Source organism: Collinsella sp. CLA-ER-H6, from assembly GCF_040092305.1.
In the GTDB taxonomy this organism is placed as follows: Bacteria; Actinomycetota; Coriobacteriia; order Coriobacteriales; family Coriobacteriaceae; genus Collinsella.
Genome location: NZ_JBBNLS010000003.1, coordinates 1 through 21,994, shown reverse-complemented (window position 1 = coordinate 21,994; position 21,994 = coordinate 1). Strand labels below are relative to the sequence as shown.

General features: G+C 61.4%; 20 protein-coding genes and 4 tRNA genes. All 24 read right to left on the bottom strand.

The features are described 5' to 3' along the window. Window position 1 precedes the first annotated feature (1 nt). The 24 genes from AAAX77_RS01660 to AAAX77_RS01545 all read right to left on the bottom strand — a co-directional run bounded on the left by AAAX77_RS01660 (window position 2) and on the right by AAAX77_RS01545 (window position 21,413). Window positions 2-721, bottom strand: coding sequence for a hypothetical protein (locus tag AAAX77_RS01660; protein WP_349104475.1), 720 nt, complete (start codon window positions 719-721; stop codon window positions 2-4). Continuing rightward, a complete protein-coding gene (locus tag AAAX77_RS01655) occupies window positions 718-1,527 on the bottom strand; it encodes a Nif3-like dinuclear metal center hexameric protein (RefSeq protein WP_349104473.1) in 810 nt (269 codons plus the stop codon). Before AAAX77_RS01655 ends, AAAX77_RS01660 begins: the two co-directional genes overlap by 4 nt. Beyond that, window positions 1,524-2,702, bottom strand: a complete 1,179-nt coding sequence (locus AAAX77_RS01650) for a cysteine desulfurase family protein (RefSeq protein WP_349104471.1) — start codon at window positions 2,700-2,702, stop codon at window positions 1,524-1,526. The genes AAAX77_RS01655 and AAAX77_RS01650 overlap by 4 nt, the downstream gene beginning before the upstream one ends. Window positions 2,703-2,708: 6 nt before the next feature. Beyond that, window positions 2,709-3,380: a ribulose-phosphate 3-epimerase gene (rpe, locus tag AAAX77_RS01645; RefSeq protein ID WP_349104469.1), complete on the bottom strand. Its 672-nt coding sequence runs from the start codon at window positions 3,378-3,380 to the stop codon at window positions 2,709-2,711. Between the two features lie 18 nt (window positions 3,381-3,398). Beyond that, window positions 3,399-4,406, bottom strand: a complete 1,008-nt coding sequence (locus AAAX77_RS01640) for an NAD(P)H-dependent glycerol-3-phosphate dehydrogenase (RefSeq protein WP_349104467.1) — start codon at window positions 4,404-4,406, stop codon at window positions 3,399-3,401. 9 nt (window positions 4,407-4,415) lie between these two features. Then, window positions 4,416-5,099, bottom strand: a complete 684-nt coding sequence (plsY, locus tag AAAX77_RS01635) for a glycerol-3-phosphate 1-O-acyltransferase PlsY (protein ID WP_349104466.1) — start codon at window positions 5,097-5,099, stop codon at window positions 4,416-4,418. Next, window positions 5,092-6,426, bottom strand: coding sequence for a ribosome biogenesis GTPase Der (gene der / locus AAAX77_RS01630; RefSeq protein ID WP_349104464.1), 1,335 nt, complete (start codon window positions 6,424-6,426; stop codon window positions 5,092-5,094). The genes plsY and der overlap by 8 nt, the downstream gene beginning before the upstream one ends. A gap of 10 nt (window positions 6,427-6,436) precedes the next feature. Next, complete coding sequence (locus tag AAAX77_RS01625; RefSeq protein WP_349104463.1) at window positions 6,437-7,879, bottom strand: DUF512 domain-containing protein; 1,443 nt, start codon at window positions 7,877-7,879, stop codon at window positions 6,437-6,439. A 2-nt stretch (window positions 7,880-7,881) separates the two neighbouring features. After that, window positions 7,882-8,781: a 4-hydroxy-3-methylbut-2-enyl diphosphate reductase gene (locus AAAX77_RS01620; protein WP_349104461.1), complete on the bottom strand. Its 900-nt coding sequence runs from the start codon at window positions 8,779-8,781 to the stop codon at window positions 7,882-7,884. 2 nt (window positions 8,782-8,783) lie between these two features. Then, window positions 8,784-9,512 carry a lysophospholipid acyltransferase family protein gene (locus AAAX77_RS01615; RefSeq protein WP_349104459.1) on the bottom strand — a complete coding sequence of 243 codons (729 nt, stop codon included), beginning with the start codon at window positions 9,510-9,512 and terminating at the stop codon, window positions 8,784-8,786. A gap of 3 nt (window positions 9,513-9,515) precedes the next feature. Beyond that, the gene (gene cmk, locus AAAX77_RS01610; RefSeq protein ID WP_349104458.1) at window positions 9,516-10,202 is read right to left on the bottom strand and encodes a (d)CMP kinase; all 687 of its coding nucleotides are present in this window, start codon (window positions 10,200-10,202) and stop codon (window positions 9,516-9,518) included. 66 nt (window positions 10,203-10,268) lie between these two features. After that, window positions 10,269-11,234, bottom strand: coding sequence for a pseudouridine synthase (locus AAAX77_RS01605; protein ID WP_349104456.1), 966 nt, complete (start codon window positions 11,232-11,234; stop codon window positions 10,269-10,271). Further along, window positions 11,221-11,940 (bottom strand): SMC-Scp complex subunit ScpB, encoded by a 720-nt coding sequence (gene scpB / locus AAAX77_RS01600; protein ID WP_349104455.1) that lies wholly within the window; start codon window positions 11,938-11,940, stop codon window positions 11,221-11,223. The genes AAAX77_RS01605 and scpB overlap by 14 nt, the downstream gene beginning before the upstream one ends. An 11-nt stretch (window positions 11,941-11,951) precedes the next feature. Continuing rightward, window positions 11,952-12,761 carry a segregation/condensation protein A gene (locus tag AAAX77_RS01595; RefSeq protein ID WP_349104454.1) on the bottom strand — a complete coding sequence of 270 codons (810 nt, stop codon included), beginning with the start codon at window positions 12,759-12,761 and terminating at the stop codon, window positions 11,952-11,954. Window positions 12,762-12,845: 84 nt separating this feature from the next. After that, complete coding sequence (locus tag AAAX77_RS01590) at window positions 12,846-13,529, bottom strand: site-2 protease family protein (protein ID WP_349104453.1); 684 nt, start codon at window positions 13,527-13,529, stop codon at window positions 12,846-12,848. Between the two features lie 9 nt (window positions 13,530-13,538). Then, window positions 13,539-13,835: a hypothetical protein gene (locus AAAX77_RS01585; protein ID WP_349104452.1), complete on the bottom strand. Its 297-nt coding sequence runs from the start codon at window positions 13,833-13,835 to the stop codon at window positions 13,539-13,541. Continuing rightward, on the bottom strand, window positions 13,822-15,855 hold the full coding sequence (locus tag AAAX77_RS01580) for an ABC-F family ATP-binding cassette domain-containing protein (protein ID WP_349104450.1): 2,034 nt from the start codon (window positions 15,853-15,855) through the stop codon (window positions 13,822-13,824). The genes AAAX77_RS01585 and AAAX77_RS01580 overlap by 14 nt, the downstream gene beginning before the upstream one ends. A 75-nt stretch (window positions 15,856-15,930) precedes the next feature. After that, window positions 15,931-16,003, bottom strand: a tRNA-Ala gene (locus AAAX77_RS01575). Between the two features lie 572 nt (window positions 16,004-16,575). Beyond that, window positions 16,576-16,651 (bottom strand) — tRNA-Ile (locus AAAX77_RS01570). Between the two features lie 198 nt (window positions 16,652-16,849). Continuing rightward, a tRNA-Ala gene (locus AAAX77_RS01565) sits at window positions 16,850-16,922 on the bottom strand. A gap of 493 nt (window positions 16,923-17,415) precedes the next feature. Then, entirely contained in the window at window positions 17,416-18,573 is a 1,158-nt protein-coding gene (locus AAAX77_RS01560) for a hypothetical protein (RefSeq protein ID WP_349104449.1), read from the bottom strand. Between the two features lie 378 nt (window positions 18,574-18,951). Further along, window positions 18,952-19,026: transfer RNA gene (locus AAAX77_RS01555), tRNA-Val, on the bottom strand. Between the two features lie 138 nt (window positions 19,027-19,164). Beyond that, a complete protein-coding gene (locus tag AAAX77_RS01550; protein ID WP_349104448.1) occupies window positions 19,165-19,953 on the bottom strand; it encodes a DUF3825 domain-containing protein in 789 nt (262 codons plus the stop codon). Window positions 19,954-21,020: 1,067 nt separating this feature from the next. Next, window positions 21,021-21,413 (bottom strand): hypothetical protein, encoded by a 393-nt coding sequence (locus AAAX77_RS01545; RefSeq protein ID WP_349104447.1) that lies wholly within the window; start codon window positions 21,411-21,413, stop codon window positions 21,021-21,023. Between the last annotated feature and the right edge of the window lie 581 nt (window positions 21,414-21,994).

Sequence of the window (21,994 nt, the reverse complement as noted above, 5' to 3'; positions counted from 1 at the left end):
TTTAAGCTTCCTTGCTCGGGAGCACCAGGAGGCGGTGGCAGTACGGGCAGTGCGTAATTGACCTACCGTCGTGGTTGAGGTCGCTCATGGACGATGCCTGCAGCGCGGTGTGGCAGACCGTGGGGATGTTGCCCTGGATGGTCTCGACGGCCAGGCCACGGAACTGCTTGAGCAGACGCTCGTAGTCGGTGAGAACGTCGGCCGGCAGCGTGGCAGCAAACGCGGTGCGCTCCTTAGCGGCGGCGTCAATCTGAGCCTGCAGGTCGGCAGCCTTGGCGCGGGCGGCCTTGGTATCGGCCTTCACGCCCTCCTCGAACTTGGCGATGATTGCCTGCGCGCGGGCCTCGCGGTCGAGCGCCTCCTTATGGGCGACAACGACGTCCTTGCGGGTGTGTTCAATCTTGTCCAGACGCTTGGCCAGGGTGGCGAGCTCGTTTTCCAGGTCCTGAACCTCGCGGTAGTCGGAGCCGTCGACGTGGCGCTTCTTGGCAGCCTCGATGGCGTTGTTGGTCTGAATCTCGGTGGTATTGAGATCGTCGAGCTCAATGTCCAGATCCTTGCGCTGGGCGTAGAGCTTGGTCATCTCGGACTTGAGCTTCACATAGGTCTTGCGCTTGGAAGCGAGCTCCTTGAGCTCCGGCATATTGGCAAGTTCACTCTTGTTGCGGGCGAGCTCCAAATCGATCTGTTGCAGCTTGAGTAGCGTAGCGCCGGCGCTCATAAGTTCTCTCCTTTTGTCACAGTCCACCATTGGCAAGGGTTCAGTATTTTAATCGCATGACGGGGGTCGACCCCGGCGTCAACTGCAGAGTTCATCAATATATCAACGAACGGCTCCTCGGAGCGGTCGTGGCCGAGCAAGATCACCGGTAGCCCACGCAAGGCAAGGTCCTGCGCCACGTGATAGCCTGCCTCGCCCGTCACGACAACATCCGCACCGGCGGCGATGGCAAGTTCGCCAAAGTCACCGAGGGAGCCGCCCAGAATGGCGACGGTGCGGCACGAGCGCTCGGCATCGCCCCATACACGCGGGTCGCTTCCGAAGGCCGTGGCAGCACGGGCGGCAAGATCGCGCAGCGTGCACGGGTCGTTGAGCGTTGCAAGCGCGCCCAGGCCGGTTGCCTCGGGGTCGTCCACGTGCTCCAGTGAGCTCACGGGTGCGGCACCCAGCAGCTCGCTCAGGCAGACACGGGCTTCGTGCGAGCAGTCCAGGTTGGTGTGGAGCGATATGATGCTCACGCCGCAACGGGCCGCCTCATAGAGTGCCGCGCTGCACTGGGGGCGAGTGGCATCCGCTGGACAAAACGCCTCGGGCGCCTTGATATAGACAGGATGATGCGTCAGCAGCACGTTTGCACCAGCTTCTTGGGCGCGGAGAACATTAGCTTCGGTCGCATCGAGCGCGCAGGCAACACCGGTGATCTCAGCAGCGGGATCTCCCACAGATAGCCCAACATGATCCCAGCCCTCGGCGTCCATCTTGGGATAGCGTGCCAGCAGGGCGCGCTCGAGCTCGGCGACGATCATGCGGCACCTACGATCGAGAGCAGCGTCTGGGCGAAGTCGTCCAGATCTCCCGGATTCACGCGGTCATCGAAGGAAATGCGCAGTGCGCCCAATGCCTGCTCGCGACCGATGCCCATCGCGCTGAGAACATGGCTCGGGTCCATGCTGCCGCTCGAGCACGCCGAGCCTGCCGATACCTCAAAGCCGGCGGCGTCGAGCTTAATGATGAGCTCCTCGGAGTCCATGCCGTCAATGTAGATCGATACCATGCCGGGCAGACGGTCGGCCTGCGCGTAGTCGCCCATCGTGGCATGAATGCGCGGGTGGGCCGTAAGCGTGGTGTAGAGCTTGTCGGAAAGGGTTTGCAGCGTCGCACGCTCCTGGGCCACGCGGGGCGCCAACGTTCGGGCGGCAGCGGCAAAGGCCAGCTGTGTGCGCAGATCCTGCGTGCCGGCACGACGACCGGCCTCCTGTCCGCCGCCAAAGATGCGCGGGCGCAGCGGCGTGCGGCTCTTAAGGTAGAGCGCGCCGGATGCCACGGGGCCACCGATCTTGTGCGCGGCAACGGTCATGGCGTCAACTCCCAGCTCGGTGACATCGAGCGGAATGTGCAGATACCCCTGGATGGCATCGGTGTGGAACAGGGCGCCCACGGTATGCGCGGCCGCGGCAAGCTCGCGGATGGGCTGCACCACGCCGGTCTCGTTGTTAGCAACCATAATGCTCACGAGCGCGACGTCGTCGCCGAGCAGCTCGATGAGCGCGGCAGGCTCGATGTAGCCCGCACGGCAGGGCTGCACCAGGTCGACGGTAAAGCCGGCGGCACGCAGCAGTGGCAGGTTGTCCAGAATAGAATCGTGCTCGATGGCAGATACGATCACGCGGTTGCGTTTGCGGTCGCGCTGGCGAGCGCCCTCGACAAGACCGAGGAGCGCCAGTTGGTTGGCTTCGGTGCCGCCGTTGGTCAGGACGATCTCGGACGGGCGGACGCGTGCGCCAAAGCTGCGGGCAATCTCGCGACGCGCCATTTCTAGGCGCGCAGCGGCCTTGCGGCCGAGCGAATGCAGCGAGTTGGGGTTGACGCCGGCAAGCTCGCTGTCGTCGTACTCGCGCTGCGCAAGGAGCGCCTCGGCGCGCATGGGCGTCGAGGCGGCATAGTCAAGATTCACGGGTATGCGGTTTTGACCTGCGGTCATAAGGGTTTATGCCTCCTGTGCGGCCTCGTTGCCCAGCTTTTGCAGCAGCGCAACCTCGGCAGCGGGATCTTCGGACTTAAATACGGCGGAGCCGGCCACCAGGACATTTGCGCCGGCCTTAACGACCTCGGCGATGTTCTTGGAAGAGATGCCGCCGTCGACCTCGATCATGGGCGACGCGCCGTGGCGCTCACACATGGCCGTAAGTTCGTGCAGCTTAGCGATGGTGCCCGGGATAAAGCTCTGACCGCCAAAGCCCGGGTTCACGCTCATGAGCAGTACCATATCGACAACGTCGATGATGCTCTCGAGCACGCACACGGGGGTGGCGGGGTTGAGCACTACGCCGGCCTTAACGCCGCGCTGCTGCAGATGGGTGAGCGTGCGGTGCAGGTGCGTAGATGCCTCGTAGTGCACGGTGATCATATCGGCACCGGCGTCGGCATACCAATCGACGGTCTCGTCGGGGTTCGACACCATCAGGTGCGCATCGACCGGCACGTCGGTGGAGCGCTTGACGGCCTTAAGGATGTCAACGCCAAAGGTGAGGTTGCCGGTAAAGTGACCGTCCATAACGTCGAAGTGCACGTAGTCGGCACCGGCGATCTTGTCGAGCTCGCCCTTGAGGTTGGCCATGTCGGCCGAAAGGACGGACGGAGCAATTTTGATGGAACCCATGGTAGAAGCCTTTCTGCGCTAGTCGGTGAGTCCGTAGAACTCTTGAGAGGGGACGCGATCGGTAAGAATCTCGAGCGCCCTATCCAAAGTAACACCGTTGTAGAGCGTTTGCTCCACGGCAAAGGTGAGCGGAATGTCTACGCCCAGTGAACGGGCAAGCTCGCTGACGCTGCGGGCCGCGACGGCGCCCTCGACCACCATATGCGTGCGCGTTTGATACTCGTCGAGCGACACGCCGTGGGCAAACTCGTAGCCAAAGGTGCGGTTGCGCGAATGCTCCGAGGTGCAGGTGGCAATGAGGTCGCCCATGCCGGCAAGTCCCATGCAGGTCATAGCTTGACCGCCGCGGGCGTGCACCAGACGGCTGATCTCGGCTAGGCCGCGCGTCATGATGAGGGCGAGCGTGTTATCGCCCGCGCCGGTGCCGGCGGAGATGCCGCACACGATGGCAATGACATTTTTCATGGCGCCGCAGACCTCGACACCGGTCATGTCCTGCGACAGATAGATGCGGAAGGCCGTGGACAGGAGCAGGTCCTTAAAGGTCTCCCCTACCTGCGGATCTTTGCTGGCGATGACGGCGGCCGAAAGCCCGCCGCGGCAGATCTCCTCGGCATGGTTGGGGCCCGAGAGCGCCGCCACGCGCGCCTCGTTGCCGATCTCGCTGGCGATGACCTCGCTCATGAGCAGGCCGGACTCTGGCTCAATTCCCTTGGTGAGGCAGAGCACCGGGGTATCGGCGGCGACAAAGGGCGCAGCCTGGTGGCACACGCTGCGAAGGTGCGTCGAAGGAACGGCAAAGATGATGGCCTCGGCACCGTCGAGCGCCTGCACCAGGTCCGTGGTGGCGACGACGTTGCCGGGCAGCTCGTAGCCCACAAGGTAGCGGGGGTTACGATGCTCGCCGTTGATGCCAGCGGCCGTCTGCTTGCCATGGGCCCACATGGTCACGCGCTCGGCTCGCGCGGCGGCAAGGCCGGCGACGGCGGTTCCCCAGGAGCCGGAGCCAATCAGCGCAACATTCATGACTCTCTCCTACTTATCGTCGGGCTCGGTGACGCGCTTGGTAAACGAGAGCTTGGACTCCTTACCCGTCATGAGCTTTTTGATGTTCGCACGATGGGCCCACACCACGGTGATGCCGATCATCGCCATGCAAAACTTAAGTCCCAGGCTGCTGTACGGAAAGACCGCGCAGGCAGCGATGGGAAGACCGATGGCAGCGGCAAGCGAGCCCACCGACACAAACTTGGTGATGGCGACGGCCACGATAAACATGCCCAGCAGCGACAGGCCAATAGGCCAGTACCAGGCGAGGATGACGCCCAGACCAACCGCGATACCCTTGCCGCCATGGAAATTGAGGTAGGGCGAGAAGATATGGCCCCACACAGCTGCCAGGCAGATGACGCCGAGCATCCAGTCGCCGGCGGCGCCGGGGGCCATAATGCTCACGGGGAAGCCATAGCCCAAGTCGGCGATAAGCGGACGCGCGATAAGGACGCAGATGGCACCCTTAAGGCAGTCGAACAGCAGCGTGAGCGCGGCCACCTTGGGGCCGGCCACGCGCAGCGCGTTGGTGGTGCCGATGTTGCCGGAGCCCGCCTTGCGAATGTCCGTGTGGTTGAACACGCGGCCCAAGATCAGGCCAAACGGAATCGCTCCGATAAAGAACGAGACCACGGCGCAGATGACGGTCAGCAGAATCGGATTATGCATCCTTTTGCTCCTTCTTCCTAAAGAAGAGTCGAATGGGCGTGCCGGCAAAGTCGAAGGTCGAGCGCATGCGGTTCTCCACATAGCGCTGGTAGGTGTCGTTGACCAAGTCGCTGTGGTTGACGAAGAGCGTGAACGTCGGCGGGTTGACGCCCGTCTGGGTCACGTAGTGCATGCGCAGGCGGCGCTTGCCATCTACCACGGTATGACCGAACTCGCGCAGGTCGGTGAGGAACGTATTGAGGCGCGAGGTGCTGATCTTCTGCGAGCGCGTCTTCTCGGCGGCGTCGACCATCGCCCAGATCTTCTCGACGCTGCGGCCGGTCAGGGCAGAGATGCGCAGGTACTGGGCCCAGGGGGCCATGACGCCCAGACGGCGATCGATGGTCTCCATGCAGGCTTCGCGCTTGCGGTCGTCGTCGAGCAGGTCCCACTTGTTGAGCAGCACCACGATGGCGCAGCCGCGCTCGATGGCCAAGCCCATGACCTTCTGGTCCTGCTCGGTGACGCCCACGGAGGCGTCGACGACGAGCAGCGCCACGTCGGCGCGGTCGATGGCGCGCAGGCCGCGAACCATGGAGTAGTACTCGATATTCTCGTACACGGTGCTCTTCTTACGGATGCCCGCAGTGTCGACCATGCGGTAGTGTTTGCCGTTGCGCTCGACGACCGTGTCGATGGCGTCGCGCGTGGTGCCGGCAATGTTGGACACGATGGAGCGGTCGGCGCCCAGGATGCGGTTGAACAGCGACGACTTGCCGGCATTGGGGCGGCCGATGATGGCGACGTTCAGCGCGTCGGGGAACTCATCGGCGACCTCGTCCTCTTCCTCCGGAAGCAGGGCCACGATATCGTCGAGCAGGTCGCCCGTGCCATGACCATGCAGGGCCGAGAGCGGCGTGGGCTCACCGATGCCGAGCGAATAGAACTCCCAGATGCTGTCGTTCTCGCGATCGGGGTTGTCGAGCTTGTTCACCAGCAGAAAGACCGGCTTGTCGCAGCGCTTGAGCATGCGAGCGACCGACTCGTCCTCCTCGGTGACGCCGGTGCGGCCGTCGACCACAAACAGGATGACGGCGGCTTCCTCGGCGGCGGCGAGGGCCTGGTCGCGAATGGACGTGGCGAAGACGTCATCGCTCTTGAGCGGTTCGATGCCGCCCGTGTCGACGATGGTGAACTCGCGGCCGTTCCAATCGGCCGTGTGGTACGAGCGGTCGCGCGTGACGCCGCGGGACTCGTGGACGATGGCGTCCGAGGTCTGGGCCAGGCGGTTAACGAGCGTGGACTTGCCCACGTTGGGGCGTCCGACGACGGCGACGATAGGTTTCATCTGCTCTCCTTTAATGGGTAGGGTCAGTGGAAGTGTTAGAGTCGGCAGGCACAATGCCAAGGATGTGCTCCAGGGTATCGAGCAGCTCATGCGGCATGGTCGACACCACATGAACCTCGGCGCCGCGACTGGTAAGGCTTGCGAGTAAATCGTCACGATGATACTCGTCAAGCGTCATGCCGTCAGCGTTGAACATGAGCTTAGGCACAAAGAGCATAACCCCAGAGAGATCCTGCGGCAGCTGCTCCAGTATGTCACACGCGACGATGAGGCCGGTTACGTCCACGTTGCCGCCAAAGTAGCGATTCTTGATGGCCGTGACAGTGCCGGCGAGTCCTCGGGGCGACTCCACAAAGCGGGCCACCGTGTCGCGTGCGCTGGCGCCCGAGAGGCACAGCAGGTGCTGGCTGCGAGTGGCGATGGCCTCGCGGACGCGGGCCAGTCGCTCGGTATCGGCGGCAAGCACATCGTCCGTCTCGTCTAGGTATGAGCGGATCATGCCGATACCGTCGTAGTACTGCGGATAGCCGTCGTAAAAGTCCGCCTCGGGCGGATCGATGCCGGCGTCCAGGTAGAACTCGTCGCTCATCTGGAAGGTGTGGCGGCCAAAACGCTCGAAGGCACGGTCCTGGTAGGGACGGATCATGGCAATGGTCTCGCGCGCTAGCTCGGGCCTGTCGCTGTATGACCAGCTAAAACGGTTCTGATGCTTGGTAAAACCGAGCGGCACAATGCCCAGGCTTGTGATTTGCTCGTGCTCCTCGCAAAAGCGCAGGGTCTTTTCCAGCTCCTCGCCGTCGTTCATGCCGGGGCACAACACGATCTGCGCGTGAATCTCGATGCCGGCGGCCATGATGGCCTCGAGTACGTCCATGCCCCGCTGGGCGTTGCGGCCCATCATACGACGGCGGACGTCGGGGCTCACGGCATGGACCGACACGTTCATGGGGCTCATGTTGCGCTGGATGACGTTTTGCACGTCCTCGTCGGTGAGGTTCGTGAGCGTGACAAAGTTGCCCTGCAAAAAGCTCAGGCGATAGTCATCGTCGCGGATGTAGAGCGTGGAGCGGCCACCCTTGGGCAGCATAGTCATAAAGCAGAACACGCAGGCATTCACACAGGTACGCATGCCGTCAAAGATGGGGCCGTCGAACTCCAGGCCCCAGTCCTCGCCCGGGAAGCGGTCGAGCTCGACGGAGGTGACGGTGTTGTCGCGTGGGTCGAAAACCTCGAGGTCGACGGTATCATCGTCGGCCTCCCAAAGCCATACGATCATGTCGGTGAGCTGCTCGCCGTTGACCGTGAGCACGCGCATGCCCGGCTCGATACCCACATCCCATGCGGGCGACTCGGGACGCACGTTTTTAACGAGCGCGCCCTCACCCGGCTCGGGGTCGCGGCTGCGCCCGTAATCGGCCACCTCGGCAGCGTATGCGGGTACGGTCTGGTCCATGGTTAGCGGCAAAGCTCCTTGATGCGCGTGACGGCGCGTTCGATGTGTTCTTGTGGGGTGGAGGCTCCGGCAGTGATGCCGATGTGGTGAGCGTCGGTAAACCACGCGGCCTGGAGCTCGGAAGCTTCCTCGATGTGATACGTGCGCTCGCAGGCGTCTGCGCAAATCTGCGCCAGGCGGCGGGTGTTGCCCGAGTTCTTGCCGCCCACCACGACCATGCAGTCGCAGCGGTTGGCAAGTGTGGCTGCTGCCTGTTGACGCTCACTCGTGGCGGCGCAGATGGTGTTGATCACACGCAGCTCCTGCACGTGCGGGGTGATAGCTGCCACGACCTCGGCGAGGTTCTGCGCGGTCTGGGTGGTCTGCACAACCAGACCTACCTTGCCCTTGAGCGACAAGGCGTTGGCGTCGGCGGCACAGCTCACGACCTGCGCATCATCGCCGGCGTGACCCAGAATGCCCTCGACCTCGGGATGGCCCGGCTCACCCACGACGAGTACGCGATAGCCCTCGCGCACCAGCCGCTCGGCGGCCACGTGGACCTTCTTGACGTAAGGGCAGGTGGCGTCGACCACGTTGAGATCGCGCTTGCGGGCAGTATCGATCACCTGTGGCACCACGCCGTGGGCGCGGATGATCACGGTACCCGACGATGCGTCGTCCAGGTTCTCGGCCAAGCCAACGCCTGCCTCAGCGAGCTCGCGTACCACGATGGGGTTATGGATGAGCGGACCCAAGGTATGGACCTGAGTGCTCTCCCCTGCCTGCGGCGCGGCGGCCAGCGCCATATCGAGCGCACGCTGTACGCCGTAGCAGGTGCCGGCGTGGGCTGCGATTTCGATTGTCGGCGCGGTTGCCTGGTCGGACGTAGCCGCGGCGGTGTTCGTCACGTTTTCACTCATGGCTAGAACCTGCCCGGATGCTCGGCGCACAGCTCGTCTCGCATAGCGTAGACGCGGTTCATGGCCTCGGACTCAAACCAGGCCAGGCGCTCCGTGCGCTTAAGCCCGGCGGGTGCGTCGGAAAGCGAGACGGCCTTGCCGGCGCGGATCCAGCACTTCTTGGGACGCATGAGCTTTTTGCCTGCGGGCGTGATGTCGGACCAGCCGCAGATGGCGAGCGGGTTGACGGGCGCCTTGCCCATCTGGGCGATGAGCGCAAAGCCGCCGTGGACCTCGGGCTTGATCTCGCGCGAGCGGATGCGTGTGCCCTCGGGGAAGATCAGGACGTCCTCGCCGCGCTGCAGCGCATGCTGGGCGGCGCGCAGGCACTTCATGTCGGCAGTACCACGCTCGACGGGGATGCCGCCAACGCGGCTAAAGGCCCAGCGCACAATCTTGCTCTTGGCGAACTCGGACTTAAAGATGGGGCGAATGCGGCGGCCCCCAAAGAACAGCGCCGTCTCCACGGCCAGGAGCTCGGCCATCGAGGTGTGGTTGCAGATGACCACGCTGCCGCGGCCTTCCTGGCGCTCAAACAGAAGATCGGCGTCCTCTACCTTCCAGCGCCACATGAGCTTGGAGAAGGCCCAAAGGATGGCCATAACCACGACGACAGTGCCGCGGATGAGCGCCGGGAACTCGGCGTAGGGGGCGTTGTAATAGTCCTCGGGCGTCTGCTTAAACAGGCGCATGGGCTACCTCCTTTGGTTAATGAGGTCCTCGATTATCGAGACGACCTCGTCGATGGTGTGGGCGGTGGAGTCGACGTGCACGGCGTCCTCGGCGGGCACGAGCGGGGCGACCTCGCGGCTGCTGTCGAGCTTGTCGCGCTGCTTAAGGGCGTCGAGGGTCTCGTCGACCTCGGCTTCGAGCTGCTCGGACGTGAGTGGCTGGGCGTCGTTTTGGTGACGCTGCAGCACGCGGCGGCGGGCGCGCTCACGCGGGTCGGCGGTCAGGAAGACCTTGACCTGCGCGTTAGGGAACACGACGGTACCGATGTCGCGACCCTCGGCGACGATATCGCGGTCCTCGGCGGCGCGGCGCTGGTGGATGAGCATGGCGGCGCGCACGCCCGGATAGGCCGAGACCTTGGACACGTTGGCGTCGACCTGCGGGGTGCGGATGGCGGCCGAAGCGTCCTGGCCGTCAATGGTCAGGCGCGTGTCCTCGCCGGTGCCGTTGGTAAAGCGGATCTCGATTTGCTCGGCGAGGGCGTCGATTGCCGCCTTGTCGTCCAAATCGATGCCACGGTCGAGCGCGGCGAAGGTGACGGCGCGATACATGGCGCCCGTGTCGAGCTTGTTAAAGCCCAGCTGGCGGGCGATCTCCTTGGCGATGGTGGACTTGCCGGAACCGGCGGGGCCGTCGATGGCGACGATCATGCAATGCTTCCTTTCGATGATTGACGTGCTGGTATGGTTCGCGGGCGTTAGGGCGCGGCGGGTTGCCTAGCCCGTGTAGCGCTCGCGGTAGGTGTTGCGCTTGGGTGCGGAGCCGTGGCTGCCGTGGTGACGCGTGCGGCTGGCGGGCGTGTCTTGGGGCTTGCCGCCGTTGCACTTGGCGCTCGCCTGCTTGGGCGGGATGCCGCCGCTTTTGAGGACCTGTACCTCGCGGTCGGTGAGCTCGCGCCACGAGCCCTTGGCCACGCCCTCGAGCTCCAGGCCGGCAAAGTTGCAGCGATGCAGACGGATTACCGGATGGTGAATCTTGCTCAGCATGCGCTTGACCTGGTTCTTGCGGCCCTCGCGGATGATGACCTCCACGGCGGTGGTGCCGGGCTTGACGCCCTGGGGAGCTACGGCCTCGGCCTCGCGCGCGTTAATGATTCGGCAGATCGCCGGCTGGCATAGGCCGTCGTCGAGCTCGATGCCACGGCGGAGCGGTTCCAAGTCGCGATCGGTCAAGTGGCCGTCCACGAGCGCCTGATAGGTCTTGTAGACGTGCTTACTCGGGTGCAGCAGGTCCTGTGACAGGTCGCCGTCGGTGGTAAAGAGCAAAAGGCCCGTGGTGTCGCGGTCCAGGCGGCCCACCGGGAACAGTCCCGGAAAGCGGTCGCGGGGGACCAGGTCGGCCACGCAAGGGCGCTCCTGCGGGTCGCTCATGGTGGTGAGGTAGCCGGTCGGCTTGTAAAGCATCAGGTACACGGCGCCCTGGTTGAGCTTGACGGGCATGCCGTCGACCTCGATGTGGTCGCGGTCGACATCGACCTTGGTGCCCAGCTCGGTCGCGACCTGGCCGTTGACGGTCACGCGGCCGGCGGTCATCAGGTCCTCCGAGCCGCGGCGGCTCGCCACGCCCGCACGTGCCAAAAAGCGCTGCAGGCGCATGGTGTGCGGATAGACGGGCTGGGCGTCGGTTGCGGGTGCCGCGTTGCCCACGGTGCACGTCTCCCCTACTTCGTTAGTCCTCGTCATGCAAATCCTCCGAGGTCTCGTCGATGTCCAGCGTATCCTCGTCCTCGACTGCCGCAACATCGGTATCGAGCAGTTCGCGCTCTTCGTCCAGGTCTTCGGCCTGCTCCTCGAGCGTGGACTGAATGCTGCGGCCGCTTAGACGCTCGCGGATAAACTGGCGCGACTGCTCGTCGGGGGCAAACTGCTCCAGATCGGGCAGGTCGCGGGTGGAGCGCAGGCCGAACTTTTCCAAGAAGGCGTTGGTCGTGCCGTAGTTGATGGCCTGACCGCGCTGGGGGTCACGGCCGAGCTCGCGCACCAGACCCTTGTCAACGAGCGACGCGATGACGCCGTCGGAGTTGACGCCGCGGATGCCCTTGACCACCTCGCGCGTCACGGGCTGGTGGTAGGCGATCACGGCCAGGGTTTCGAGCGCCGCCTGCGACAGCTTTTGCGTGTCCCAGCTCAACACATAGGCCTCGACCACGTCGTGGTAGGCGGGGTGCGTGAACAGGCGCCAACCGCCGGCGACCTCGCGCAGCTGAAAGCCGCGGTTGGCCTCCTCGTACTCAACCTTGAGCTCGGCGAGCAGCGACGCGCACTCGCCGGGGGCGATATCCAGTGCGCCGGCCAGCGCGGGCGCACTCACCGGGTCGCTCGACACCAGCAGCAGTGCCTCGAGGGCGCCTTTAAGGCTGTTTGCCTCCAGCGTGGAAAGGGTTGACATGGTTGCGGCTCCTATTCGGTGAGCTCGGGGCCCTCGCCGGGCACATAGGCCTCGGCGCCCTCGACGCGGTTGATTTGAATGGTTCCAAAGATCTCGTCCTGGCTCAGCGTGAGCGAGCCGCGCTTGGCGAGCTCGAGCATGGCCAGGAAGGTGACGACGAGCTGCTCGGTGGTGGCATCGCCGTCCAACAGCTCGCGGAAAGTGCAGGTTTGGTGCGCCATGGTAAAGCGGTCGACCGAGGCCACCGTCAGGTCGAGCGGTACGCGATGCGGCGCCACATGCTCGGCCTCCAGCAGGAAGGTCTGGCGCTTGCCATCCAGGTCGGCGCAGATAACGGCCAGGCCGCGCAGGGTGATGCCGGCCAGGTAGTCGGGCATGAGGCCCAAAAACTCGGGGTCGGGGCCGGCCACGCGCGGATGCATGCGGCTTTCGGCCTGCATACGCGCGCCAAGGGCTGCCGCCGCGCCCTTAAACTGCTTGTAGGCGATCAGACGCTGGATCAGGACCTCGCGCAGGGCGTCGCCGTCGAGCGCGCTGAGTTCCTCGAGGTCTTCGTCGTCCTCGTCATCGTCGTCTGTTTTGCGCGGGGCCTCCTGGGGTACCAGCGAGGCTGCCTTAATGTCCAAAAGAGTTGCCGCGACCAGCAAGAAGTCGCTCGCCACATCCAGGTCCAGCGCCTCGATGCGCTCGGCCTCGGCAAGATACTGCTCGGCCACCTCGCTGATAGAGATGGCGCCGATATCTACTTTTTGGCGGGTTACCAGCTGCAGCAGCAGGTCGAACGGTCCGCTGTAGACCTGCGTCGACACGCGATACGACATCTTCGACCTCCTTTGACGGCGCCTTCGCGGCGCGGTTTGGGTGCATGTTACGATCGTTTTGCACGGCCGACCTGTAAGTTTACCTTAGATGCCGGCGATTGCGAAGTTGAGCAGCTGTTCAGCAAGCGGATACACGGTAACGTCGAAATAGCGGCCGATCACGTCGATGCCGGTCCACATGGGCAGCAGGTACAGCACCAAGATGAGGATAGGCATGGCGTATTGCTGCAGGCGATAGTAGTTGGCGAGCGCCTTGCCCTTGAGGAACGGGACGAAAATCGACGAGCCGTCGAGCGGCGGGATCGGGATGAGGTTAAAAAACGCTAGTGACAGGTTGACCACGATAAACGTGGCGCCGAAGTTCATGATTTGGGACGCCACGGCAAAGGACATGCTGGTGTAGAGGTTGCCGTACGTTGCGTGCATGAGGGCGGCCGCGAGGCATGCGAGTGCAATGTTCGATGCGGGGCCGGCCACGCTCACCAGGACCTCGTCGCGCTTTGGGCGCTTGAGGTTGTTGAGGTAGACGGGCACGGGCTTGGCAAAGGCGAACACCGGGCCACCGGCGGCAAGCATAAGCAGCGGCAGGATGATGGTGCCAAACGGGTCGATATGGTTGAGCGGGTTGAGCGACACGCGGCCGCGCGAACGCGCCGTCTTATCGCCGAGTGCCCAGGCTGCGGCGGCGTGTGCGCTCTCGTGGATCACGATGCCGACGATAACGGCAACGGCGCTGGCGAGCAGGTTCATGAAGTAGCTGCTGGACATGGTGCTCCCCTAGCGGACGCGGCGCGAGGCGCGCGTGAGCAGGTAGTCAATTACAAACAGGATCACAGCGACAATGGCGTAATCTAAGCGAAACACGCCGCCAAAGGGAGAGGTGATGACGCCGTAGCCGGCGATGGCGCTCGGCAGCGCGCGCGAAAGCTCAACGACAAAGCCCACGATCTGCATTTTGGCGGTGAGGCCGCTAAAGCACAGCAGCACGGTCATCGCGCTCATAAAGATGCCGCAGATGCGACAGGCGATGGCGATGATGCTCATCGCCACGGCAGCGGCCTTACGAGAGTTCACGCGCGGTCTCCTCTTCGATCTGGGTGGAAAGCTCCAGCCATTCGTCCTCGAGCTTGGGCAGCTCTTGCTTAAGGCCGTTATATTCCCCCAGCGCGGCGTTGAACTTGTCCTGATCGGCATAAAGCTCTTCGCTTGCCATCAATTCCATAAGCTCGTCATAGCGGGCGCGCTTTTTGTCGAGCTCCGCCTCGATCTTCTTGAGCTGGTTGCGCACGCCCTTGAGCTTTTTGTTGAGCGCAGCGCGGGCCTGGGCCTCGGCGCGCTTTTGCTCCTTGGTCTTTTTGCCCTCGGCAGGCTTGGAAGCGGCGGCGGGCGCATCGGGCTGGGCCGCGGTGACCTTAGCGGACTTGGCCGCGGCAGGCGCGCTCTCCCCTGCAGCCTCGGCGGCAGCGCGGACTGCGAGGTCCTCGCGCTTATAGAGATAGTAGTCGTAGTCGCCGTCATAGACCGTGACCTTACCATCGCGAATGTCGATCACGCGGTTGGCCACGGCGCGTACCAGGTGCTCGTCGTGGCTGATCAGTACGATGGTACCGGGGAAGTTTTGCAGGGCGTTCTCGAGCATATCCACCGAGTCGATGTCCAGGTGGTTGGTGGGCTCGTCCAGGCACAGGAGCGCCTCGGGGGCCACAAGCATCTTGGCCAGTGCCAGACGCGCCTTTTCGCCGCCGGAGAGGACGCGGACCTGCTTTTCGATTGCGTCGTTGTCACTAAACAGGAAGGCGCCCAGCAGGCTGCGCTGCTGCGGCACGGTCCACTTGGGCGTGACGGTGTCAATCTCTTGTAGGACGGTATTGGACTCGGTCATGCCTTCGAGCGCGTGCTGGGCGTAGTAGGCCACGCCCACGTTGGTGCCCAGGTCGCGGGTGCCGGTGGTGGGCGGCTCTAGGCCGGCGAGGATCTTCATGAGGGTGGACTTGCCGGCGCCGTTGGGGCCGACGAGCGCCACGTGCTCGCCGCGGTAGAGCTTGAGGTCGATATCGCTGTAGATGTGCTTGTCGCCGTATGACTTGGATACACCCTCGAGGCCCACGACCATGTCGCCGGAGCGCGGTGGGTCGGGGAACTTAAAGTCGATGTGCTTGTGACCCTCGGGCAGGATGACAAGCTCCTTTTTGATCTGCTCGATCTTGCGGATGCGCTCCTGCGCCTGGGCGGCCTTGGTGGGCTTATAGCGGAACTTGTCGACGAAGACCTGCATGTGGGCGATGTCGCGCTCCTGGGCGGCGCGCTTGGCGCGCATCTGCTCCAGGTTGTCCTCGCGTTGTTTGAGGTAGCTGCTGTAGTTGCCGGTGTAGGTGGTAACGCGACGGTTTTCGAGTGCGGCGACGTGGTCGACGCAGGCGTCCATGAAGGCGCGGTCGTGGCTGACGATGAGTACGGCGCCGTCGTAGTTGGCGATAAAGCCGCGTAGCCACTGGACGCTCTCGAGGTCCAGGTGGTTAGTGGGCTCGTCCAGCAGCAGCAGGTCGGGGTGGCGCAGGAAGAGCTTGGCGAGCGCGATGCGCATCTGCCAGCCGCCCGAGAACTCGGAGCACGGGCGCTCAAAGTCGGTGACCTTAAAGCCCAGGCCAGATAGGATCTTGCGGGCGTTGCTCTCGAGCTCGTAGCCGCCCAGGTGCTCAAAGCGGTCCTGGACCTGTCCGTACTCGTTGAGGAGCGCGTCGACATCCTTCCCCTGTTCGGAGAGCTCGGTGATCTGGGCCTGCAGCTCGTTGGCGCGCTCGCCCATGCGGCGAATTTCCTTGGCGGCCGCCATGACCTCGGCAAGGATGGTGGTGTCCTTGTGCTCCAGGTTGGTTTCCTGCTCTAGGTAGCCTACCTGGCAGTCCTTTGCGTACTGGATCTGGCCGGCGTCGGGGCTGTCGATGCCCATGATGATCTTGAGCATGGTGGTTTTGCCGGCGCCGTTGGGTCCCACGAGCGCAAAACGCTCGCCGGGGTTGATCTGGAAGGACGCGCCACTAAAGAGGACGCGCGCGCCGAAGCTTTTTTCGATCTTGTCGACCAGGAGGATCATGGTGCCGCCTTTGACCTTGTGTGCCTATATGAAAAAAGGCCCCAACTTGTGTTGGAGCCTCATTCAATGCTCGGGTGGAGACGAGGGGGATCGAACCCCTGACCTCTTGACTGCCAGTCAAGCGCTCTCCCAGCTGAGCTACGCCCCCGTGCGAAGAAGTACTATACGGGAACTCGGACGGCGATGCAAGGACAATTTTGGAAAAACTTTCCGGAGGTGCGGGCGCCGCTGGGACGAGAGCGCGGCACGGACTCGAGGGCAAGGGACCCGCGATGCCGGATCCGGCCCGCGGGGCGCGCCCAGGGCATCTCGGGTTCCGCCGCTCGCCGGTTTTCGCTTCCACCCCACGGGCCGCCATCCGCCCAACGACCATCCCGCCGGCGCCGGGCCCATTATCGGGGCCAATCGCGCTCCCGCCGACCCGGCGATTTCAAAACCATGCCGGTTTACGGGGCCAGGCCGGGAACCCCCGAGCATGCCGTAATCGGTAAAATCAAAACCGCAGGTAGACGACTTGCGCATTCAGCGAAATGCAGGGTATGGACGGCCGGTCCGGGTCCAGCCCCGTAATCCGGCGTAGTTTTGAAATGGTTCTTGTCAATCAGCATTAACTATTGCGTGGATTTGACCGAAAACGTTTATCAAGACAATTTCGCAGGCATGTGGAGTGGGAACTTTAGCAAAAAGAAGCCGGGCTATTTGCCCGGCTTCTTGATTCTCTGGTGGGCCCTCCGGGATTCGAACCCAGAACCCAGGGATTATGAGTCCCCTGCGCTAACCGTTGCGCCAAGAGCCCTTATAAAATGGCGCGTGCAATAGAGGCCAATAGAACAGGCCACCCATCTTGAACCACGACGTGAAATACTACCATGCACGCGGCGCCCGTTCAACGCACGATCTTGTCGACCAGGAGGATCATGGTGCCGCCTTTGACCTTGTGTGCCTATATGAAAAAAGGCCCCAACTTGTGTTGGAGCCTCATTCAATGCTCGGGTGGAGACGAGGGGGATCGAACCCCTGACCTCTTGACTGCCAGTCAAGCGCTCTCCCAGCTGAGCTACGCCCCCGTGCGAAGAAGTACTATACGGGAACTCGGACGGCGATGCAAGGACAATTTTGGAAAAACTTTCCGGAGGTGCGGGCGCCGCTGGGACGAGAGCGCGGCACGGACTCGAGGGCAAGGGACCCGCGATGCCGGATCCGGCCCGCGGGGCGCGCCCAGGGCATCTCGGGTTCCGCCGCTCGCCGGTTTTCGCTTCCACCCCACGGGCCGCCATCCGCCCAACGACCATCCCGCCGGCGCCGGGCCCATTATCGGGGCCAATCGCGCTCCCGCCGACCCGGCGATTTCAAAACCATGCCGGTTTACGGGGCCAGGCCGGGAACCCCCGAGCATGCCGTAATCGGTAAAATCAAAACCGCAGGTAGACGACTTGCGCATTCAGCGAAATGCAGGGTATGGACGGCCGGTCCGGGTCCAGCCCCGTAATCCGGCGTAGTTTTGAAATGATACTAATTCACTAGCAGGAAAACTAGGTCGTTCTAGCGCCTTGTTGCCGGCTAATTTCCGAGTTCCAACCAGTTGCACAGAACATTTGCTCGCAGTCGCGTCTCGGCGCGCTTCATTGCCTCGGATTTGGCTTTATATCGAATCCCCAAACGACTGCAGACGCTTTTGACTATGGCGTCTAGCTGTTTTTTGTCGTTAAGCATATCGTGGGTTACCAGGAACACATCGAAACCCATGCTCTGGAGCGCAGTCATGCGCTCCGCATCTTGGTCAAGTACCGCGCCTGACCCATGGATGACCTCACCTTGGATTTCGATAATTGCTGCCTTCATTAGGATTGGGTTTACAATCACGATGTCACCGTAGCAAACCTTTTGACCTGCGATGCTTTGGGCTTCCTCGGATAGAGGGGTTAAATCGTTGAGGTATACGTATCTGAATCCTGAACCACCTAGACGTCGAGAACGACTTAGAAGCAGGACCCCCGCGACCTCGAGTGGAGATGCAGCAATGCCGATAACCTGCTGAGCGGCATCATAAAACTGCTTTCCCCACATTTGACTTTTGACCTTTTCGGCGAATCGATGCAAGTCGCTCAGTTCGATGAGTGGCTTTCTCATCCAAAGCGAAGTACCTTTGAGTTTCGTAACCTCTCTTCCATCCTCGCGATTGTTCGTTTGGCCTTCATTTGCTGGGACCTTTACGGTTGTGCGGGCATAAACTCGTTTCCAAGGAATCTCGTCTTCGCCTTCTCCAAGTTCGAACAGATCCTGCGTGCTGGAATTGCGATTCTCCTTTAACGCGATTTTTAACTGCATTTCGACAGCGGGGGTCGGCTCGAAAACAGAAAACCAGCCGCAAAGTTCGTACATAGCCAGTACGAGATCTATTTGGGACACAAAGCGTGTCATAGTAAATAACGTGTTAAGCGGATTGGTGACGCTAAAGCCTAAATGAGTGTCGGTTGTTGTGCCGGTATCCGAAGCCCCTTCCCAGCGAATAGTGGAGCGCAATCCCGAGTGGTGATTACAACAACCTGGCGAAGCAACAGCGATAATCGGGGTCTTGAGGACATCGGTTACGAAAGGGGCTTGGGATAGGGCCCGCCAGCCGTCATCGGAGCTGGGTAGGCGCGGGTAGAGGTCATGCACCTGCGGTGGGCAGCGCCAGTAGCGGAATGCGGTGTTTGCGCAGACGATTTCGTCCATGTGGCCTCCCCTGGTTTCGACCGTAGGCCGTGCGGATTGCGGGCATGGCCGATTATCTACCGGGGTATCATGCGGGTAAGTACGGGAAGCAAACCAAATGCTGACAAAAGCATGCCGAGTTCCGCCGAAAAACCGTCGTGTGATAGAAAACCGCTGGAAGGAGCTTTGGGCATGTGGTCCCTGTCTCCACATTTGCGCGCGGATCACATGGGGAATTCAATGAAAATACGCATGCGTTTTATACAAAACATGCAATGGCGTCAGCAAAAAGGGTGCGAAAAAAATGACGCCTTATACGACTACGATTCGTTTTGGAATCACCCTTGGTGTCAAAAAGAAAAAGGCCAGAGGCTTAACACCTCTGACCTGTACTTTAGATGGTGGGCGATACAAGATTCGAACTTGTGACCCCATCCGTGTGAAGGATATGCTCTACCCCTGAGCCAATCGCCCGTCGCCTTTCGGCAAAAGAGATACTAACATAGCCGTGCGTGGTTTACCAAGAACTTTTTGCCCTCGATTGTAAATTCGTGGGCGCAAACCGCGCCACCGCAATCAGGGTGGACGACAAACCAGCAGGTAGACCGACCTTTATCGCTTGATCCACGAGGTCTCTGGGCGGCAGATAAGTCGTGCGTTGTTGTAGGCCATGTCGAGCGTGAGGCAGGTGCGCGCTGCGTAGAAACCGTCCTCGCGTTGGATGGTCAGCGCCAGCTCGGGCTTGTCGCCAGTTAGGCACAGCGGTAGAAGCAGCTGAATTCGGCCGCCGTAGAACTGCGGCACCGCGAGCGTATAGTTGGCGGCGGCGCGGCGGGCGGCCTCGACGACAGCTCCCTCAAAGGCGCGGCGCAGCAGCAGCGAGTTGCCCTCCCCCATCAGGCTGGCGGGAATGCGCGTCAGGTTCTCCTCGTCGCCCAGAATGTGGTCGATGTTGGAGCGGATGGGCAGGCGGTAGTCAAAGACCAGCTCGGAGGGGTCCTCGGCAAAGCGCACGCGGCATGGCAGGTACTCAAACGAGACCAGCATGGGGTCGCTCTCCTTAAAGAAGCCCTTCAAAAACCAGCGCTGGCGCGCGTCGGGCTTGGTGTTGGGCTCAAACAGGCCGTAGATGGTCTCGTAGCGGCGCGTGTAAAGGCCGGTGTTGAATTGGCATCGGTCGTCGTCGAACACCAGCGGTAAGTTGGACGGGGCGGTCTGGTCCGCGTCACGCTCGGTTAAGAACACCGCGCGGCTAAACGAAAACGACAGGTAGTTTTTGAGGATGCGGTTGCCGGGACCCCAGTCCTCGGGGTCGGCGAGGTCGGCCAAGCGCTCGTAACAGGGCTCGGGGCAAAACGCGAAGTCGTACACATTGCCGCACAGGGTGCCGGGGATTTCCATGTGGTGTCCAATCCATTCAATAACTGGCGTGCGGATGGTTTGATTCTATACGGGTGACGGGTCGCCCGCGCCCACAATGCAACCGCGGCGCAACTCTTCGGCGAGTCCACTGGTCGTGCGGCTTCCGGAAACGAGGTCCTGGATCCAAGCGTAGTACTGGTTTCGTTAGAGCGATACCCGTTATCAGGCGCGTTCGACCGCCACCTTTGCTCCTGGCTCTCCGGCAGAGTAGATATCTCTTGGTATTAGAGGCGCCTCCAATCAATGCGATTGAAAGCGCCTTCTCCGCGAGCATTGTTTTGATTGCGTTGGTCGTGCTCTGCGACCAAGGTCTTCTCGGCAGGCTTTCTTTTGATTCCGTTGGTCGCGCCTTACGACCAAAATCAAAGTCAAGCATACAAATGAATGGGAAGAGCTGCAAGGCAAACCCAGAAGTCACACGGTCGCGCTCGTCGGCTCTCGGGCTATGCCAGAAGGCTGGATAGTACCGCTATCCGTCGAAGGACAAAAATGGCGAGGTACGTACCTCGCCGATCTGGCACCTCCAAGACGGCCGTCTCTTTGGTGATTGAGTTTTCTCACATTTCAGGGGCATTTAGAGCTGCATTGATAAGGTCGGCGGAGTTGTCGAAACGACCTAGTTCTCCACTGGCAAAGAACGCATCCCCTTCGCGGATGGCCTCTAGGCTTTCGGCGTTAGGTTCTTTGGGAGGACAGGGCTGTAGGGTTGTATCCGTAAGCTCATCGTTTCGTTTATGTTGAGACATAAAGGCGTATCTCTTCCTGCTTGATGCTTTTGCGGAATGCTGGGCGCATGTGCTCTGGTGGGTTGGTGACGATTTCAACCTTTCGCCCAAGTTCCCTCTCGAGCTCATGGGAGAGTTCGTAAAGCGTGCCGAACGTCATGGCGTTGCCGCAGACTAGGCGCAAGTCAATATCGCTATTGGGCGTTTGCTCGCCTCGGGCAAACGAGCCAAATTAATATGCTTCGCTGACGTCGTATTGAGCAAGCACGCGGGAGGCGGCGGTGGATATGTCGGTAGGCGTAATCATGGGTTATTTGCCGTTCAACAGTAGACGTCAGGGGGCCAGCGCCGAAACCGCCGGTCCGGCTTTTTGCCGTTCTGCAAGCTCGAAGATAAATGGGGCGTTTGATCTAACGAACTCGGTAAAAAATCCAGATCGTCAATAGAAAATCCTTCGACATTGAACCAATTAACCGCAGGCAAGAAGCATTCTGCATGGTCAAAGCCAAGGTCAACCGGACGCTCGACGGCTACGCGAACGGTCCCGTCATCTCTTGTCTCTGAGTAGGCAAACTGAGTGCCGTCATCAAGCTGAACATAGCTCCAAAACACGTCTACCTCCTTAGTGTTTATATCCGAGTATAAAGAGCAGACTAGATGGTTTGGATGTTCTTTGTAGAACGAGTTTGTCAAAAAGACATTTTTAGAATTCATGCAGACTCTTCGAAAAAGAAAATGCCTCCAACCCAAAGAGATTGAAGACATCTTCTCAGTGGGCTTTCTTTTGATTTCGTTGGTCGCGCCCTACGACCAATTTCTGATTTAAGTATGCCCAAGTAATGAAGGAAATGAGTGAGGTATCGAAAATGAATTTGGCAGAATTAGGCAGAGTCAAATAACGAATGCCTCGTGTTATTTCTTACCCTTCGTTCGGAAGCAGAAGCTTGGTATATATCTGGAAGACAGTAAGAAGAAATAGGTCTTCCATGGTCTCGATTCTCTCGCCATCGAAACCGCCGGGGCACCCGTAGTCCTTATCGTTGGCCTCGTCACCAGAGCCGTAGGTCGCCGCGTAGAATGCAATGGTCGACGCGAATCGGCAGGCCTCAATCTCGGAGCTCGATTCGAATTGATATTCATTTTTTAGATAGAAAATGGGGGCGAAGGATGGAGTGGGTATGATGAATTGGACACCTAGTTAAGAGCGAAAGGTGTTCAAGATGACCCAAAGAAGAAAGCGATACGACAGGCAGTTCAAGGTCTCGGCGGCAAAGGTGGTCCTGTCCGGGGAAATG